This window comes from Photobacterium sp. 1_MG-2023, from assembly GCF_030547945.1.
Taxonomy (GTDB): Bacteria; Pseudomonadota; Gammaproteobacteria; order Enterobacterales; family Vibrionaceae; genus Photobacterium.
Map to the genome: position 1 here is coordinate 32,815 of NZ_JAUORR010000014.1, position 14,647 is coordinate 47,461.

General features: G+C 51.4%; 16 protein-coding genes. 7 read left to right on the plus strand and 9 right to left on the minus strand.

The window, feature by feature from the left end; all coding sequences use genetic code 11:
• Positions 1-41 precede the first annotated feature (41 nt).
• The gene (locus tag Q4579_RS13380) at positions 42-371 is read right to left on the minus strand and encodes a hypothetical protein (protein ID WP_303564927.1); all 330 of its coding nucleotides are present in this window, start codon (positions 369-371) and stop codon (positions 42-44) included.
• Positions 368-1,354, minus strand: coding sequence for a hypothetical protein (locus Q4579_RS13385; protein ID WP_303564929.1), 987 nt, complete (start codon positions 1,352-1,354; stop codon positions 368-370). The genes Q4579_RS13380 and Q4579_RS13385 overlap by 4 nt, the downstream gene beginning before the upstream one ends.
• 91 nt (positions 1,355-1,445) lie before the next feature.
• On the opposite strand from Q4579_RS13385, the gene Q4579_RS13390 reads away from it, so the two are divergent.
• The 3 genes from Q4579_RS13390 (at position 1,446) to Q4579_RS13400 (ending at position 3,787) form a co-directional block, all read left to right on the plus strand.
• Complete coding sequence (locus tag Q4579_RS13390) at positions 1,446-1,643, plus strand: hypothetical protein (RefSeq protein ID WP_303565056.1); 198 nt, start codon at positions 1,446-1,448, stop codon at positions 1,641-1,643.
• A 372-nt stretch (positions 1,644-2,015) separates the two neighbouring features.
• The gene (locus tag Q4579_RS13395; RefSeq protein WP_303564931.1) at positions 2,016-3,575 is read left to right on the plus strand and encodes an ABC-F family ATP-binding cassette domain-containing protein; all 1,560 of its coding nucleotides are present in this window, start codon (positions 2,016-2,018) and stop codon (positions 3,573-3,575) included.
• 11 nt (positions 3,576-3,586) lie between these two features.
• On the plus strand, positions 3,587-3,787 hold the full coding sequence (locus Q4579_RS13400) for a hypothetical protein (RefSeq protein ID WP_303564933.1): 201 nt from the start codon (positions 3,587-3,589) through the stop codon (positions 3,785-3,787).
• Between the two features lie 317 nt (positions 3,788-4,104).
• On the opposite strand, the gene Q4579_RS13405 is transcribed toward Q4579_RS13400, so the two are convergent.
• The 4 genes from Q4579_RS13405 to Q4579_RS13420 all read right to left on the minus strand — a co-directional run bounded on the left by Q4579_RS13405 (position 4,105) and on the right by Q4579_RS13420 (position 8,016).
• Entirely contained in the window at positions 4,105-4,839 is a 735-nt protein-coding gene (locus Q4579_RS13405) for a hypothetical protein (protein ID WP_303564934.1), read from the minus strand.
• Between the two features lie 69 nt (positions 4,840-4,908).
• Complete coding sequence (locus Q4579_RS13410) at positions 4,909-5,658, minus strand: hypothetical protein (RefSeq protein WP_303564935.1); 750 nt, start codon at positions 5,656-5,658, stop codon at positions 4,909-4,911.
• 224 nt (positions 5,659-5,882) lie between these two features.
• Positions 5,883-6,899 carry a zinc-binding alcohol dehydrogenase family protein gene (locus tag Q4579_RS13415; RefSeq protein ID WP_303564936.1) on the minus strand — a complete coding sequence of 339 codons (1,017 nt, stop codon included), beginning with the start codon at positions 6,897-6,899 and terminating at the stop codon, positions 5,883-5,885.
• Positions 6,900-6,909: 10 nt separating this feature from the next.
• On the minus strand, positions 6,910-8,016 hold the full coding sequence (locus Q4579_RS13420) for an alkene reductase (RefSeq protein WP_303564937.1): 1,107 nt from the start codon (positions 8,014-8,016) through the stop codon (positions 6,910-6,912).
• Between the two features lie 122 nt (positions 8,017-8,138).
• On the opposite strand from Q4579_RS13420, the gene Q4579_RS13425 reads away from it, so the two are divergent.
• Positions 8,139-9,050, plus strand: a complete 912-nt coding sequence (locus Q4579_RS13425; protein ID WP_303564939.1) for a LysR family transcriptional regulator — start codon at positions 8,139-8,141, stop codon at positions 9,048-9,050.
• 46 nt (positions 9,051-9,096) lie between these two features.
• Here Q4579_RS13425 and Q4579_RS13430 read toward each other — a convergent pair whose 3' ends face one another.
• The gene (locus Q4579_RS13430; protein WP_303564940.1) at positions 9,097-10,287 is read right to left on the minus strand and encodes an MFS transporter; all 1,191 of its coding nucleotides are present in this window, start codon (positions 10,285-10,287) and stop codon (positions 9,097-9,099) included.
• Between the two features lie 105 nt (positions 10,288-10,392).
• On the opposite strand from Q4579_RS13430, the gene soxR reads away from it, so the two are divergent.
• On the plus strand, positions 10,393-10,827 hold the full coding sequence (soxR, locus tag Q4579_RS13435; RefSeq protein WP_211651191.1) for a redox-sensitive transcriptional activator SoxR: 435 nt from the start codon (positions 10,393-10,395) through the stop codon (positions 10,825-10,827).
• Here the strand turns inward: soxR and Q4579_RS13440 are convergent.
• A complete protein-coding gene (locus Q4579_RS13440; protein ID WP_303564946.1) occupies positions 10,807-11,724 on the minus strand; it encodes a LysR family transcriptional regulator in 918 nt (305 codons plus the stop codon). The two genes, soxR and Q4579_RS13440, sit on opposite strands and share 21 nt — an antisense overlap.
• A 104-nt stretch (positions 11,725-11,828) precedes the next feature.
• Between Q4579_RS13440 and Q4579_RS13445 the strand changes: the two genes are divergently transcribed.
• Complete coding sequence (locus tag Q4579_RS13445; protein ID WP_303564948.1) at positions 11,829-12,818, plus strand: NADP-dependent oxidoreductase; 990 nt, start codon at positions 11,829-11,831, stop codon at positions 12,816-12,818.
• Positions 12,819-13,048: 230 nt separating this feature from the next.
• Here the strand turns inward: Q4579_RS13445 and Q4579_RS13450 are convergent, their stop codons facing one another.
• On the minus strand, positions 13,049-13,573 hold the full coding sequence (locus Q4579_RS13450; protein ID WP_303564949.1) for a GNAT family N-acetyltransferase: 525 nt from the start codon (positions 13,571-13,573) through the stop codon (positions 13,049-13,051).
• Between the two features lie 296 nt (positions 13,574-13,869).
• On the opposite strand from Q4579_RS13450, the gene Q4579_RS13455 reads away from it, so the two are divergent.
• Positions 13,870-14,604 (plus strand): response regulator, encoded by a 735-nt coding sequence (locus Q4579_RS13455; protein WP_303564950.1) that lies wholly within the window; start codon positions 13,870-13,872, stop codon positions 14,602-14,604.
• Positions 14,605-14,647: the final 43 nt, after the last annotated feature.

A 14,647-nucleotide genomic window follows, 5' to 3' on the forward strand; every position in this document is an offset into this window, starting at 1 on the left:
TTTTTGCACTCAGGATAAGATTTCCTCATGGTCTGAATGTATCAGCGCAGCACAGTGCTGGCGCCTTTCAGCACCTTTTCAACCACCCGGATAACTTTCGCTGTCGTGTAGATGATCTGGGCAACCTGCTGCGGATCCTGTCTGGCCTGGCGAGCCTGCTGGCTGAGCAGGGACAGCTGTGATAAGGCATCCTGGCTGGCTTCTGTGGTTGGCGTCTGCGTTGGTTCCATTGCTTGACTGAGCTGATCCAACAGGGTGTCTATGCTTTGCTGTAAGTGCAGGGCCTGTTCAAAATCAAGGGTGATTTCTTTGACTTTTCTCAGCTCATCAATTGCTTCAACGAGATAGTTGCCCAGTGGTGTTTGTTTCATGCGTCGTCCTTACAGATTAATTGGTCATCTTTAAGTTCAAAGCCGGTTTCACAACTGCTCAGGAGATCGTTGAGCGAAGCGTAATGGCGTCCGGTGTCTCTGAGTTCCCCTGCAATTCTGATAAACGCTTTGCCACTGAATTCATCGTTCGCGACCAGATTAGCGATTTCGTGATGCTTGTCTTTCAGGGTTTGTGTTGCGGCACCCAGTTGCTGAAAAATGAGTTCAGTGGCGGCAATGTTTACCGAGCGCTGTGTGAGTATTTCAATCTGGCTGATGATGTCTTGCCGGCTGAGCTTTCCCTGCGTTTTCATCAGATTAAACTGGCGGATATCCGTGCTGAGGTTATCCCGGCGCTCAGATAAAAGGGATGCATAGAACCGACCGGATGCCAGACGCTGGCTGATGGCATCGCAGATGGCGCTCACCGCTGGGTCTGAACTCAGGATGATGGCTTTCAGGGCCTTTCGTCGCTGAGATTCGGCCACAGTGGAACCAATACCGGCAATGGCAGATGAAAGGACAAAAAAAGTATCTTCATCGGTGTCAAAGAGTGGTTTTTCCGTTAATTTCTCATACTGATGATTGGCACGGATCATCGCACCGCTCAGGCGGGCTGCGGCATAATCAATGTCTGCGCGATAGCGCGCATCAGCCAGCTCGCCCAGCGCCTGACTGTATTCTTTCAGCGAATTGTTGAGTCGAAACAGAGTCAGTTGCTGCTGATTGATATCGGCGTAGGTTTTGGCTTGTCGGGTCAGGCGGTCGGAGGTGAGCAGGGTCGTTGGATTTTCAAGTTCCAGTGCTAATGTGCGGGTTGCCCGCTGTGTCTGTAAGGCTTTATTTTCCTGCATCATCTCACCCAGTTGCGTGGTCAGTTGATTGCTGGCTTGCGCATACACACCGAGATCATTGCTTACATGCTGACTGCAGCCCATGAGAAGTAGCAGAGAAAGGGAGGCGGCAGCAATTTTGACAGACATGTGAAATCCCGGTGACAAAAAACAAGATGTCTTCACCATAATTGCAATCCATTGAGTATGCTCGTGGGGGATTCAGTGATCTGAGAAAATTGTGCAGCGGTTAACATTTTTCTTTACCTTCCATTGGGGGGAAGGTTTAGCATGCGAGGGGATTCGGATACAGGGAGCAACAATGATGGGATGCTGTAACCAGGCACCAAACGGCGGCAGTAAAAGCCTGGGTCTGCTGGCGAAAGCGATTCTCGGATTAGCCGTTGTGATCGTACTTTTGGCGGTATTGTTTGGATAAGCGGTGGGCCGGGCAGTTGACGCCCGGATCAATTTTGGGTATTTTGCCACCGAACCACGAATTTGGACTGCTCTACCATGCTTTACATCCTATACAAGAATTTTGTCAGACGAGTGAGCTCCGCGCATTAACACGGTGAAGTGTTGCTCGGAGCTGAAACTCTTTTGAATCTTCATCAGATACTGTGTTGTATGCCTGAACCTGTCAGGGGGGCATCCCGTATCTGAAGCAAGTAGAGAGTGGGCCGACGATGACCTTCATCGTCGGCCTTTTTTGTTTCTGTGATTCAGAAACAGCATGTCTTGAAGCAAAATGCTTGCGACGGGGGCCGGTATCAAAATACCGCCCCCGTTTTTTTATGGATGTAACACCATGAGTTTACTTACAATTCAAAATCTGACGTACCACATTGGTGATAAAACGCTTTATCAGAATGCCGGCTTTACACTCTTTCACGGTGAACATATCGGGGTGACCGGCAAGAATGGTGTGGGCAAAAGTACCCTGCTGAAACTGCTGCAGTCCGATTTGTTACCGGATGAGGGCGATATCATCTGGCAGCCCGCGATCCGGATTGGCTATCTTGATCAGCATGCGGAAATGAACGCGGCGATGACTGTGCGGGATTATCTGCAGACGGCATTTGCCAATTTATATGCCCTTGAAGCGGAGATGATGGCGATTTACGCCTCCCCTGAACAATGTTCGCGGGACAGTTTTCTGGCCCGTGCTGCCGAGATTCAGGCGACGCTGGAAAGTCAGGCTTTTTATCTCATCGACAACCGGATCGATGCGATTGCAGACGGGCTAGGCATCGTCCAGTTTGGCATGGAAACCCGCTTGGGCAGTCTGAGTGGCGGGCAGCGGCACAAAGTGATGCTGGCATCGCTGCTGTTAATTGCACCGGATGTATTGTTGCTGGATGAGCCGACGAACTATCTTGATACCGTGCATGTGGACTGGCTGGCAGAGTATCTGAACAGCTTTGAAGGTGCATTGATGGTGGTGTCGCATGACCGAGCTTTTCTGAACCGAATCGCGACAGGCATATGCGACATCGATCATCAGCAGATACGCAAGTACAAAGGGAACGTCGAGAAAGCTATGGCACAGAAAGCCAGTGATGACGCGGCGCATGCAAAGCAGTATCTGGCACAGAAAAAGCACATCGACAAGCTGGAACAGTTTATCGCTAAAAATGGCGCCGGAGTGAATGCGAGTATTGCCAATGGCCGGAAAAAGCAGTTGGCCCGAATGGAGCGACTGAGCGCACCCGAGCAGGAAAAAACGGTGTCGATCAGTTTCCGGACAGCTTCGCACAGCGCTCAGCAGGTGCTGGCGGCCACGGATCTGGAAATTGGTTACACCAGGCCTCTGCTCCCGAAGATGGATTTCAACATTGCGCGGGGAGAGAAAGTTGTGATCGCCGGTTTCAATGGGATCGGTAAATCCACGCTGCTGAAAACCCTGGTGAGTGAGCTGGCACCGATAGCCGGAGACATTGAACTGGCGCAGGGCGTGAAGCTGGGGTATTTCGAGCAGGAACTGCATTGGTACGATCCCCAGGCGACGCCGGTCAATCTGGTGAAATCTGCCTGTCATGGTCTCGATGATAAGGCCGCCCGCCAGCATCTGGCACGATTCGGCCTGTCCGGGAAACTGGCACTGCAGCCGATTCATTCGCTCAGCGGTGGGGAGCAGACCAAGGTGAAGCTGTGCCGTCTGGCCTTGCAGCCCACGAATCTGCTGGTGCTTGATGAACCCACGACACATCTGGATGCCAGAGTGAAGGCGGCACTGAAACAGGCATTGATGGATTACACCGGCACTTTGATTCTGGTGTCTCATGAACGGGACTTTGTCGCCGGATGGCCAGACAAGGTGATCAACATCCAGAAGATGATGCCAGTTGCTGACTCAGAATTAGTTTAAGGCATCATAAAATGAAAATTTTGCTGTTTTTCATTGCTTTCTTGGTGGGTGCTGATGAACTGATGCTGGGACCGATTCTGGTCCCGATCGGACAGGATTTAGGGGTTGCACCTGAACGGGTCACCTTGTTTATCACGGCCTACAGTCTTGCACTGGCATGCTGCCAATTGCTTTTGCACTGGCGGCGGATGCATCCGGTGAAAATGCAATGAAGCAAATCGCCTGGGTTCAGTCCGGGCTGACACTGGGTATGATTTCAAGCCCGGCTTTTGGTGCGTTCTTCGCAGAGGCTTTGTCCTGGCCGTCGTATTGTTTGGTGTGGCGATAATGGTGCGCAAACCAGTCAAAACGACATCGTAATCCGATGAGAAATACCCGCCCTGCTCGCGTGCAGGGCGGAACCCGTTACTTGACCTTTTTCAGCGTATGGAAGAACTGGATTTCATCCGCACGATAGGCATTTTCAGCAACACTCAAGACAACAAATCGTTGATATGTTTCATGGGCCGCATTGCGATATCACACGCGATCAAGAAGATGATTTCAGTTTTTTGATGAGCTGAATCTCTTCTTTTTTGTAGGCGATTTCGGCGATTTTCCATTCACCATTTTCGAGTTGGAATGTCCAGTAGGTATCCTGAGACTTGGTGTATTTATCCCCTTGAATAATCTCGTCTGTCTCATTGTTCACTAAATAATCGGCTAATTTTGTCGTGACTTGTATACTGAGTGTGACACCATTGAGTTTCCCCTTGCGGTGATTGAAATGTGCACCATAAGGCATCATAAACTTAATTTCTTTCACATCGCAGATATTTGTCAGACCTTTATTTTTCCATTCTTTCAGATATTTTTGATTTTGTTCTTGAAAATAGGCATGAGTCATTTTAGTGGCTAATGCATCCGTATCTAACGCTTGCCAATCCTGATAAGTCTCGCGTATCAGGTCCTGAAAGAATACTTGCAGATTTTCCCATTCATACTTGCTGTCAAGCGGAATGATTTGGCCGAGGACCTCATTCATTTCTTGCATTTTTTTCTTGGAATCAAAGTGGGAAGCTATCCCAATAATGACGAAGAAAGGCAGCAGGAAGAATAAGAAAAAACCGAGAAGACCTCCGCCCCCGCCAGAAGAGGAAAACGGGCGATAACCAGAACTAGAGGAGCTGGATGAGGAAAAACCGCCGGGTCCGGCAATGGCGGTTTCAGCGATCAAAGCGAGTGTGATGGATGCGAAAAGAAGGATTAATTTTTTATTATTCACCGAAAAGTTCCTTATCTAAGACATGGAATGATTGAAATATTGAATGATCATATTGCGGGGGACGTGAGATCAGGAGCCTGCCTTCCTGATTTTGATGAGTTTAATATCTTCACTTTTGTAGACGATTTCAGCGATTTTCCATACACCGTTTTCCAGTTTAAACGTCCAATAGCTTGATTGATTTTGCGTGTTTTGATTGCCTCGGATAATTTCACCGGTGCTGTGATTCACTAAGTAATCTTTGATGCTGGCATAGACACTGATTGTGAATGTAACGGCATTGAGTGGCTCACGACGAGGTTGAAGGTGAGCACTATAGGGCAAGATGTAGTGGATTTTTTCAACATCACAAATATTCGTGAGCCCTTTGCTTTTCCAACCGGACAGATATTTCCTTTCCTGGCTGCGAAAATAACCATGAGTCATTTTCAAGGCGAGTGCTCGGGTATCCATGGCTTGCCAATCCTGATAGGTTTCGTCAATGAAACCCTTGAAATACTCTCTCAGTTGCTCCCATTCATACTTGCTGTCAATGGCGCTGAGCTGGCTGAGTACTGCATCAGTTTCTTTCTTCCTTTTCTTTTTATCTCTCCTGAAACAAAGAATGCTCAGGACGAAAAATGGCAACGCGCCATACAAAAACAAGTTGATCACAACGCTCAAACTTGCGTCCCCACCTCGATCGCGGGATGAATAAGAAAACGACAGAGAACCAGAGGAGCCGGACGACCAAAAACCGCCGGGTCCTGCAATGGCGGTTTCAGCGATCAAAGCGAGTGTGATCGATGCGAAAAGAAGGAATGTTTTTTTATGGTTCACCACAAGTCCCTAGACAAAGACATTGAATCATTTTAATTTTTTGATTACCCATTGAGGGCGGACCTGTCGGTGGATGAATTAAATTTAGAATGCATTGGTTTTCGTATGCCGCCGTGTTGAGCTTGCAGATGAAAACAACCAGCGAGGGCAGGATAGAAGCGAGAAGCCCCTGCATCACCGGGGCCATGCAGGGGTTGTGTCGGGCGATGAAATATCGTGCGTTGTTACCAGCCGGAGAGAACGACTTTACCAATCATATTGCCCTGCTCAACAATGGCATGGGCCTGACGAAGGTTTTCTGCGTTGATTGGCGTGAGGTGCTCCCGCAAGGTGGTCTGAATTTTGTCCAGATCGACCCATTCGCCGAGTTGATCCAGCAGTTTGCCCTGAGCCGCCATATCTTCGGTTTGGTACATGGCGCGGGTAAACATGAACTCCCACACGAAACCGGCACTTTTACTTTTCAGGGGTTCCAAGTCCAGCGGCTGATCACTTTCCACGATGCTGCAAATCATGCCCTGGGGCTTGATAATTTGCGCCATGGTTTGCCAGTGTCCGGCGGTGTCGTTGAGACAGAAGATGTAATCGACAGAGGTCACCCCCAGCTCTGCGAGCTGTTCAGCCATGTTCTCACGGTGACTGATCACCTGCGCAGCACCTAAATCCCGGCACCATTGTGCCGTTTCGGGGCGTGATGCAGTCGCAATCACAGTCAGCCCCTGGATCTGACTGGCCAGTTGAATGGCCATCGAACCGACACCGCCTGCACCGCCGATAATCAGCAGCCTTTGCTGGCGCTGATCGCCTTCCGGCTTGATCCCTAAACGGTCAAACAGCCCTTCCCAGGCGGTGATCCCAGTTAGTGGGAGCGCAGCCGCTTCTGCCATGGTGAGGGATTGTGGCTTTTTGCCGACGATGCGCGCATCCACCACATGATATTCACTGTTTGTGCCGGGGCGGGTAATGTCACCTGCGTAATAGACTTCGTCCCCCGGCTGAAATTGGGTGACCTGCTCACCGATAGAGACGACCGTTCCTGCGGCATCCCAGCCCAGAATGCGGGGTTGAGGCTCGATTTTATCTTTCGGTGCCCGGACTTTGGTGTCTACGGGATTGACCGAAATGGCTTCTACCCGGACCAGAATATCGTGACCGGAGACAGAAGGGGCAGGCAGTTCAACATCGATCAGACTGTCCGGATTGGAAATCGGTAAATAGTGCGTCAGCGCAACAGCTTTCATCAAAGGGTCCTCAGATTTGTGATTGATCATAAGCATAATCGGTGTAGCCGGTTTCATTGCCGCCAAAGAGTGTAGCGGGATCGGTGATTTCATTGAGCGGGAGCTGGTGTTTCATCCGAAACGGTAAGTCAGGATTGGCCAGAAAACTTCGGCCAAAGGCGACCAGATCCACCAGCCCGGCCTGCATCAGGTCGTGTGCTTTTTCAGCTGTATAGTTGCCCGCCACCATGATGCTGCCGCTGAAGGTCTCACGCAGTGCCTGCCGGAATTCAGGGGTGACTTCAGGCGCATCATCCCAGTCGGCCTCGGCCAGATGAACATAGGCGATTCCGGTCTGCTCAAAATACCGGGCTGCCAGCAGAATGGCATCTGTGGCCTGAGGATCGTTCATGCCGCGTTGGGTAATGAACGGTGCAAGACGAATCCCAACACGTTTGGCGCCGATGGCATCGCTGACGGCATTGACAACTTCGGTTGCGAACCGGATACGATTTTCCAGCGAGCCGCCGTATTCGTCCGTGCGCTGATTGGAGGTCTGACGTAAAAACTGATCGATCAGATAGCCGTTCGCACCGTGGATCTCTACACCGTCAAATCCGGCATCGATCGCATGGATTGCAGCCTGCCGATAGTCGGCGATCACCGATTGAATTTCATTTGTTGTCAGTGCTCTGGGGACCGGACAGTCTTCCATGCGGCCTTTGCCATCGCCGCCGACCACCCACACCTGTGCATCCGGTGCAATAGCCGAAGGTGCCACGGGCAGTCCGTCCGGATGGAATGAGGCATGAGACATCCGCCCCACATGCCACAACTGCAGAAACATTTTGCCGCCTTGCGCATGCACTGCCTGTGTGACACTGCGCCAGCCCTGAATCTGTTCAGCCGAGTGAATACCGGGTGTGAATGAATAACCCTGACCCTGTGCAGAGATCTGCGTGGCTTCAGAAATGATCAGTCCCGCGCTGGCTCGCTGCGCGTAATATTCAGCCATCATGTCGTTTGGGATATTCCCCGGTTGGCTGGTGCGGGAGCGTGTCATGGGTGCCATGACAATGCGGTTGCTGAGTGTGATGTCACCGAGTGGGTATGGGGTAAACAGTGGTTCGTGTGTCATCTGAATGCTCCGTGAATCAAAAAAGATGGGATACATGACAGTCTAAACTTTCAGAAAAAATTGATAATGGGTATAAATACAAAAATACTTTTCACTATTTCTGAATTCAGGTGTCTGTGGATATGTCAAAAATCGATGATATGGCGTTGTTTGTGCAAGTCGCTAAATCTGGCGGGCTGGCAGCCGCCGGACGAAAGCTCGGGCTGTCTCCGGCCAGTATGACGGCCCGGATGAATCAGATTGAACAGCGTTATCAAACCCGGTTACTGAACCGGAATACCCGGCAGGTGAGCCTCACCGATGCCGGACAGCGATTCTACCAGGGCTGTTTACGCGTGCTGGATGAAGTGGCTGTTGCTGAGGCCACGCTGAGTCAACAGGAAGCGGCATTATCCGGTACATTGCGGGTGACGGCTCCGTCGGACTTTGGCCGTCAGTATGTTGCGCCGGCATTGGCAGCATTTGCCCGTGAACATCCGGATGTGATGCCGCACCTGAATCTGACTGACGGTAACCTCAAGCTGGTTGATGAAGGGATTGATCTGGCTATCCGGCTGGGGAATTTACCGGACAGCACGCTGGTGGCCCGGCCACTGGTGCAAAATCGTCGCGTGTTATGTTCGTCTCCGGCCTATCTTGAAAAAGCCGGTACGCCAGACACTCCGGCTGAACTGGCAAAGCATCGTTGCTTAGTGATGGAGTGGGGCGGTCTGGCGATGGATGAATGGTATTTCACGACAGAGTCAGGACAGTCGGCCGTCCGGGTGCGTGCCGCGATGACCAGTACGGACGGCGCGATGATTCGGCAATGGGCCGTCGACGGCTGCGGCATTGCCATGAAATCCTGGTGGGATGTGCGCCAGGATGTGCTTGATGGTCGCTTGATGTTGTTATTCGACGATCAGGTGATTGGGCTGAATCGCAGCGATGCGGGATCGGTCGGGATCCATCTGGTCTATCCCGGCCGGAAATTCCAGCCCCGCCCGGTTCAGGCATTCACCACGTTTCTGCTGGAGTGGATGGAAACCTTGTAAAAAAACTTCCCCGACACTGCTGGGGAAGGGGTGTCACGCGTGGCAATCAGGCCGTGGCCAGATGAACATGTGCCTGACGCCGGTAAAGAAACTGCATGGTGAATCCGGCCAGCAGAATGATGATGCCCATGATGGTGAAACCGAATGCGGTCAGATTCAGGCCGCTGAGTACAGCAATCAACGTAAAACCCAGCCCCTGACTCAGGACCGAAAAGAGCTTGAGTCCGCCTTCGATGCGTCCCCGTTCATGCACACTCACCTCGTGATTCATTTTATTGGTGCGGGCAATCCGGTTGAATGCATTGAAGAAACCCAGAACCACGGTCAGGGCCACAAGGACTTCCGGGATCAGCCAGAACGACATGATCAGCAGCAAGCACCCCATGATGAGCACGGCGCTGATCATGGCTTTTTCGTGACTGAAGCGGGCCAGCAAACGGGTGATCAGCAAGCCTGTGATCAATGCACCAACGCCGTAACTCAGCGACCAAGAGGCAAACCAGCTGCCGCTGATCTGCTGTTCTGAAAAATAAACCGGAACCAGCTTGGCCAGATAAGACAGCATGGGATACGTCAGGCACGATAGTGCAAGAAACATAAAGAAAGCGGGCCGACGGGCGAAAATCGCACGACTTGCCCCTAACTGGGAGAAGAAAGGCTGCGACTTTTGTGGTTTCAGCTGACGCCGGTAAGGCGTACAAAAATAACTGAATGCAGCGATTGCGGATGCCAGCGTTGCCAGCAATGAAAATTCAATCATCGACCAGGTGGTCAGCAACACAATGCCCGCTGCACCGGCCCCCAGCGTGGTCAGCTGCATCACGACTTCCTGCTGACCCGTGATTCTGGCGTATTCTGACTTGTCGTAATTTTCCTGAGTGAACGCGTTATTGGTACTCCAGGCGATATCATTAGTCAGCCAGAAAATGATTTGCGCCAGCGCCAGTAACCAGAGGGTGTCTTTTTCCAGCTGAAACGCGATCAGCACGGCCAGTGCCGTTGAAGCCTGAATAAGCTGAATGGTGATCAGAATTGATTTACGGGAATGCCGGTCGATGAATGTGGCGGAAAAGGGGGTTGTGAAAAATGAAAGCAGCGTACACAGCAGCGACAATGCCGCGACAAAAACGCCCATATCTCCCTGACTGAGCATGATCCAGGGCAGAGCCAGCATGAACATACCGGAAGAGATGCCATCAAAAAAGCGGCCTGCCAGATAAGGTGTGGAACGTGACATGATGATTTCCCTGTTCTTTTTATTGGTGTTGTGCAGAGCATAAAACCTCAAGTAAACTTGAGGTCAAGCGCAATCGTGAAGATTTTCAGGCAGAAGGAAACAGGGATGGAGATGTCGGTCGGGCAAGTGGCACAGCGCTCTAACGTGAGAGTGTCGACGCTACATTTTTACGAAGAAAAGGGGCTGATTCAGAGCTGGCGCAATCCGGGGAATCAGCGCCGGTATGATCGCAGTGTCCTTCGGCGCATTGCGGTGATCAAAACCGCGCAGCAGCTCGGGTTTTCGCTGGAGGATATCGGGGTGGCGCTGTCTCATTTGCCTTTAGATCACGCCCCGACGCAGGAGGAATGGCAGGAAATGGCGAGTGCCTGGCGGGAGCAACTGGATGAGCGGATTCAGAAGCTGCAGCAGATGCGCGATTCACTGGGCAATTGCATCGGCTGCGGCTGTCTGTCGCTGAAGAAATGCCAGCTTCGAAACCCGGACGATGCGCTGGCATCAGAGGGAACTGGCGCCGTGTTACTGGACGGGCAAGTCTGATCCGGAAAAAAGTCGCTGAGAGAAAAAATCGACGGCGGCTTTAATTTTAGGGACCTGATACCTGGGTTTGTAATACAGCAGAAAAAGCCCCAGCTTTTCTGTCGACAGGCAAACCGGCTGCGGCCAGTCAATTTTCACAATCTCACCCCTGTCCCGATCAGCTTTCGATGCCCAGTCGGGAAGCAGTGCCATGACTTTGCCAGCCAGCATCAATTCCCGGATATAGCGGCCGGAATTGGTCACCGTATGCGGTTTCAGATTCAAGGGGCGCCACTGCCCCTGCTGAACAATCCCCCAGCGCAGAATCTGATTCGGCCCGCGATAAAATGCCAGCTGATGCTGTTGGAGGGCCTGATGGTTTTCCGGCCGGCCAAATCGTTGAAGGTAGGTCTGGCTCGCACACAGATGCGGCGTATTGTCGCACAGCCATTTCGCATGTATCCGGTCGTCCGGCATGTAACCGCCCCGGATCGCGATGTCGATTTCAGCCTTGCTGAGATCATTGACTGTGTCTGAGACATCGATATCCAGACTGATTTCCGGGTATAAGGCTTCGAATTCACTCAGATGCGGCAGCACCTGATTGTCAAAGTAATGACTCATACAACTGATCTTCAGCACGCCGGACGGCGTATGCTGATAGGTCTGAACCAGTTCCTCTGCCTGTCGGATCTGCTCAATGGCTTGCTGACATTGCGCCAGATACGCCTGCCCGACTTCCGTGAGATGAATGGCGCGCGTACTTCGCTTGATCAGCTCAGAGCCCAGCGCAGACTCCAGCCAGCTTAACTGGCGTGAAGCACTGGACACCGGCAGTTTGAGTTGCTTGGCAGCGCCGGAAATGCTGCCACACTGAATGGTGGCGACAAACACCTCCATCGCTTTCAGTTTGTCCATCTCATTTTCCCATTTTCAGCAAAAGTGATTTCTGATTTGGCTGTCTTATTTTCATTCTCAGCAAGAGATAAAGTGTGCCTGAAGAAACCGGGAGGAACAACAACATGAGCTACAACGCGATTTTATTAAAAAAACGACCAGAAATTCGGATCACGCCGGATGTCTTTGAAAAAGTCTCTCAGCCAATGCCTTTACTGGCGGATGGCGAGTTTCTGGTAAAGCAGACACATATGTCACTGGATCCGGCGATGCGTGGCTGGATGAGTGCCGACAAAGACAGTTATATTCCGCCGGTTGAGCTGGGCGAGGTGATGCGCTCCAGTGGTATTGGGGATGTGGTTGAGTCCAGACACCCGGATTTTCCGGTGGGTACCCGTGTGATGGGGATGATGGGCTGGACTGAGTATTTCGTTGCTCGCGGCGGCCTGTCACCAGTCCCGACCACAGTGCCTCAGGAAGCCTTGCTTTCTGTTGTCGCCCTGCCGGGTGTGACGGCTTATCACGGTTTGTATGAAGTGCTGAAACCTCAGGCGGGTCAGACACTGGTTGTGACAGGTGCCGCAGGCTCTGTGGGATCCATGGTGGGTCAGTTGGCCAAACTGGAAGGCGTCACTGTTATCGGTGTGGCGGGCAGTGAAGAAAAGTGCCGCTGGCTAACGGAAACGCTGGGCTTTGATGCCGCTTTAAACTATCACGACGAAAACTTCGCTGCGCAATTGGCTGCAGCCACGCCGAAGGGGATCGACCTGTTTTTTGAAAACACCGGAGGTGCGGCACAGGCAGCGATTTATCACCGGATGAATGCCCATGGTCGTGTGGCGGTCTGTGGCATGATTGCGGATTACAACACCGCGACGCCTCAGCCGGGGCCAAACTGGATGAATATCGTCCGTAAGCGTCTGATGATTCAGGGATTCACCATGCCGGATCATTATCATCGTTTTGCAGAATATGGTCAGAAGCTGGCTGAACTCCTGATGGAGGGCAAGCTGAAGTATCGTGCCCATACCTTGCACGGGCTGGACAGCGCTATTGACGGCATTAACTTGCTGTTTACCGGGGAAAACAAAGGCAAGCTGATTGTTGAGCTTTAAGCCTGCATGATTGAAAAAAGCCGGGGTTTGAACGATTGGATCAGTTCATGACCCGGCTTTTTATACCAATCAAAGTAAGTAAATGATCAGAAATAGCGCCGGGAAAATGTTTGAGAACAAGGCGGATTTTTTAGATAAGTAGTTATTCTACAATCAAAAAATCTAACGCAGTTATCGAACATTTTAGCAAGCTAGGATGACCAGTTATTTACTGCGATTGGTATTAGCATTCAGAGCTGCAGTTGTCCGAGATCTGCCCAGTGGTAGACAAATTCATCAACGATGGTGCCGTCTGGGGCCTGCCAGGTTTGCGCACAGAATTCTGTACCGCCCACCCGCTGATAAAACCCGATGGCCGGGACATTCGACGCCAGCACTTCCAGATAGAGCCCGCGATGAGAGGCATGCTGTGCAATCACTTCAGTCGCCTGCCGGAGTAACTGCTTCCCTATGCCCTGTCCTTTGGCGGACGGGCTCACATGCAGGTTATCGACCAGTGTGCCCAGCTCAGGATGCGCATCTAATTCGATGCAGATAAAACCGCACAGCGTCTCGTTTTGTTTCGCAACGAGAATGTGTCGTTTCTGTTCAGGGTGGCTGAGACGCCCGAGCCAGACCTGAAAACGGTCCTGATGAATCTCCTGCGTGAGATATTGTTCGGATAAATCATGCCGGTAAACGGTTTGCCAGTTCTGGACATGCAGGCTGGCGATGGCTTGATGATCGTCGAATGTTGCTTTGTGAATGGTCAGCATAGCGGTACTTCTTTTGTGATTTCTGTTTTTTTTCAGACCTTATGCCTGAATGGCTTATGAGTCAAAGTCAATCGTCTTTTTCTGTGCTCGCGTGGCTCTGAAAACCTTACCCGCCTCAAACTTTTACCCCAATGACCGTGATCTCATGCCTTGAATGAATAAAACTGTCAAAAAATAAAACGTAAAGCAGGTTCAGGTGCTTCCGCCGGGTTTGGGGAAATCATTCCTGAATGACGTTTTTTTGTGACTGAACTGCTTTGGGTATAAAGACGTGTACAAGGAAAGAGAGCGCCAGAATGTCGATGAAAACTATTCTTGTTGTGGATGACGATGCTGAAATCCGCGAATTATTGCAAGAGTACCTGATGAAAGCGGGTTATATCGTGATGACCGCAGAAGACGGCATCACGATGAAAAATCAGCTTGAACAACAGATGCCGGATCTGATTTTGCTGGATGTGATGATGCCAGGGGACGACGGTTTCACGCTGTGTCAGTTCGTCCGTAAATCTTCCGAAGTACCGATCATGATGCTGACCGCAGCGTCAGATGAGATGGATCAGATTCTCGGGCTGGAAATTGGTGCAGATGACTACATCGCCAAGCCTTTCAGTCCGCGCCAATTGCTCGCGAGGATTAAAGCCTTGCTGCGCCGGACAAGGCCTGTCGCTGAGGATGGTATTCAGCAGCCGACGACTTTACCCCGTTCGATCCGGTTCGGCCACTGGCGGCTCGAAACCTTGTCTCACCGGTTGTTTAACCTGCAGACAGAAGAAGATTTTGAACTGACCGGCGGGGATTTCAGCATGCTGATGTTGTTTTTGTCCCGTCCGAACGAGGTGCTGGATCGCGATACGATTTCCAATGCGACGCGTGGCCGGGAAGCCCTGCCATTTGAACGGGGCATCGATGTTCAGCTCAGCCGGTTACGGCAACGTTTGGGCGACAGTGGCAAACAGCCCAAATTCATCAAAACCATGCGGGGAAACGGCTATATTTTTACGGCGCCTGTGTCCTACGAGCATGAATGACTTTGCCATGCCTGCCAAGTTGGGAATCGATGAAGCAATCCGG

What these genes read in the sequence shown, in the direction of transcription:
- Q4579_RS13380 (WP_303564927.1), bottom strand. Translation starts at nt 371, where the DNA reads ATGAAACAAACACCACTGGGCAACTATCTCGTTGAAGCAATTGATGAG.
- Q4579_RS13385 (WP_303564929.1), bottom strand. Translation starts at nt 1,354, where the DNA reads ATGTCTGTCAAAATTGCTGCCGCCTCCCTTTCTCTGCTACTTCTCATG.
- Q4579_RS13395 (WP_303564931.1), top strand. Translation starts at nt 2,016, where the DNA reads ATGAGTTTACTTACAATTCAAAATCTGACGTACCACATTGGTGATAAA.
- Q4579_RS13400 (WP_303564933.1), top strand. Translation starts at nt 3,587, where the DNA reads ATGAAAATTTTGCTGTTTTTCATTGCTTTCTTGGTGGGTGCTGATGAA.
- Q4579_RS13415 (WP_303564936.1), bottom strand. Translation starts at nt 6,899, where the DNA reads ATGAAAGCTGTTGCGCTGACGCACTATTTACCGATTTCCAATCCGGAC.
- Q4579_RS13420 (WP_303564937.1), bottom strand. Translation starts at nt 8,016, where the DNA reads ATGACACACGAACCACTGTTTACCCCATACCCACTCGGTGACATCACA.
- Q4579_RS13425 (WP_303564939.1), top strand. Translation starts at nt 8,139, where the DNA reads ATGTCAAAAATCGATGATATGGCGTTGTTTGTGCAAGTCGCTAAATCT.
- Q4579_RS13430 (WP_303564940.1), bottom strand. Translation starts at nt 10,287, where the DNA reads ATGTCACGTTCCACACCTTATCTGGCAGGCCGCTTTTTTGATGGCATC.
- soxR (WP_211651191.1), top strand. Translation starts at nt 10,393, where the DNA reads ATGGAGATGTCGGTCGGGCAAGTGGCACAGCGCTCTAACGTGAGAGTG.
- Q4579_RS13440 (WP_303564946.1), bottom strand. Translation starts at nt 11,724, where the DNA reads ATGGACAAACTGAAAGCGATGGAGGTGTTTGTCGCCACCATTCAGTGT.
- Q4579_RS13445 (WP_303564948.1), top strand. Translation starts at nt 11,829, where the DNA reads ATGAGCTACAACGCGATTTTATTAAAAAAACGACCAGAAATTCGGATC.
- Q4579_RS13450 (WP_303564949.1), bottom strand. Translation starts at nt 13,573, where the DNA reads ATGCTGACCATTCACAAAGCAACATTCGACGATCATCAAGCCATCGCC.
- Q4579_RS13455 (WP_303564950.1), top strand. Translation starts at nt 13,870, where the DNA reads ATGTCGATGAAAACTATTCTTGTTGTGGATGACGATGCTGAAATCCGC.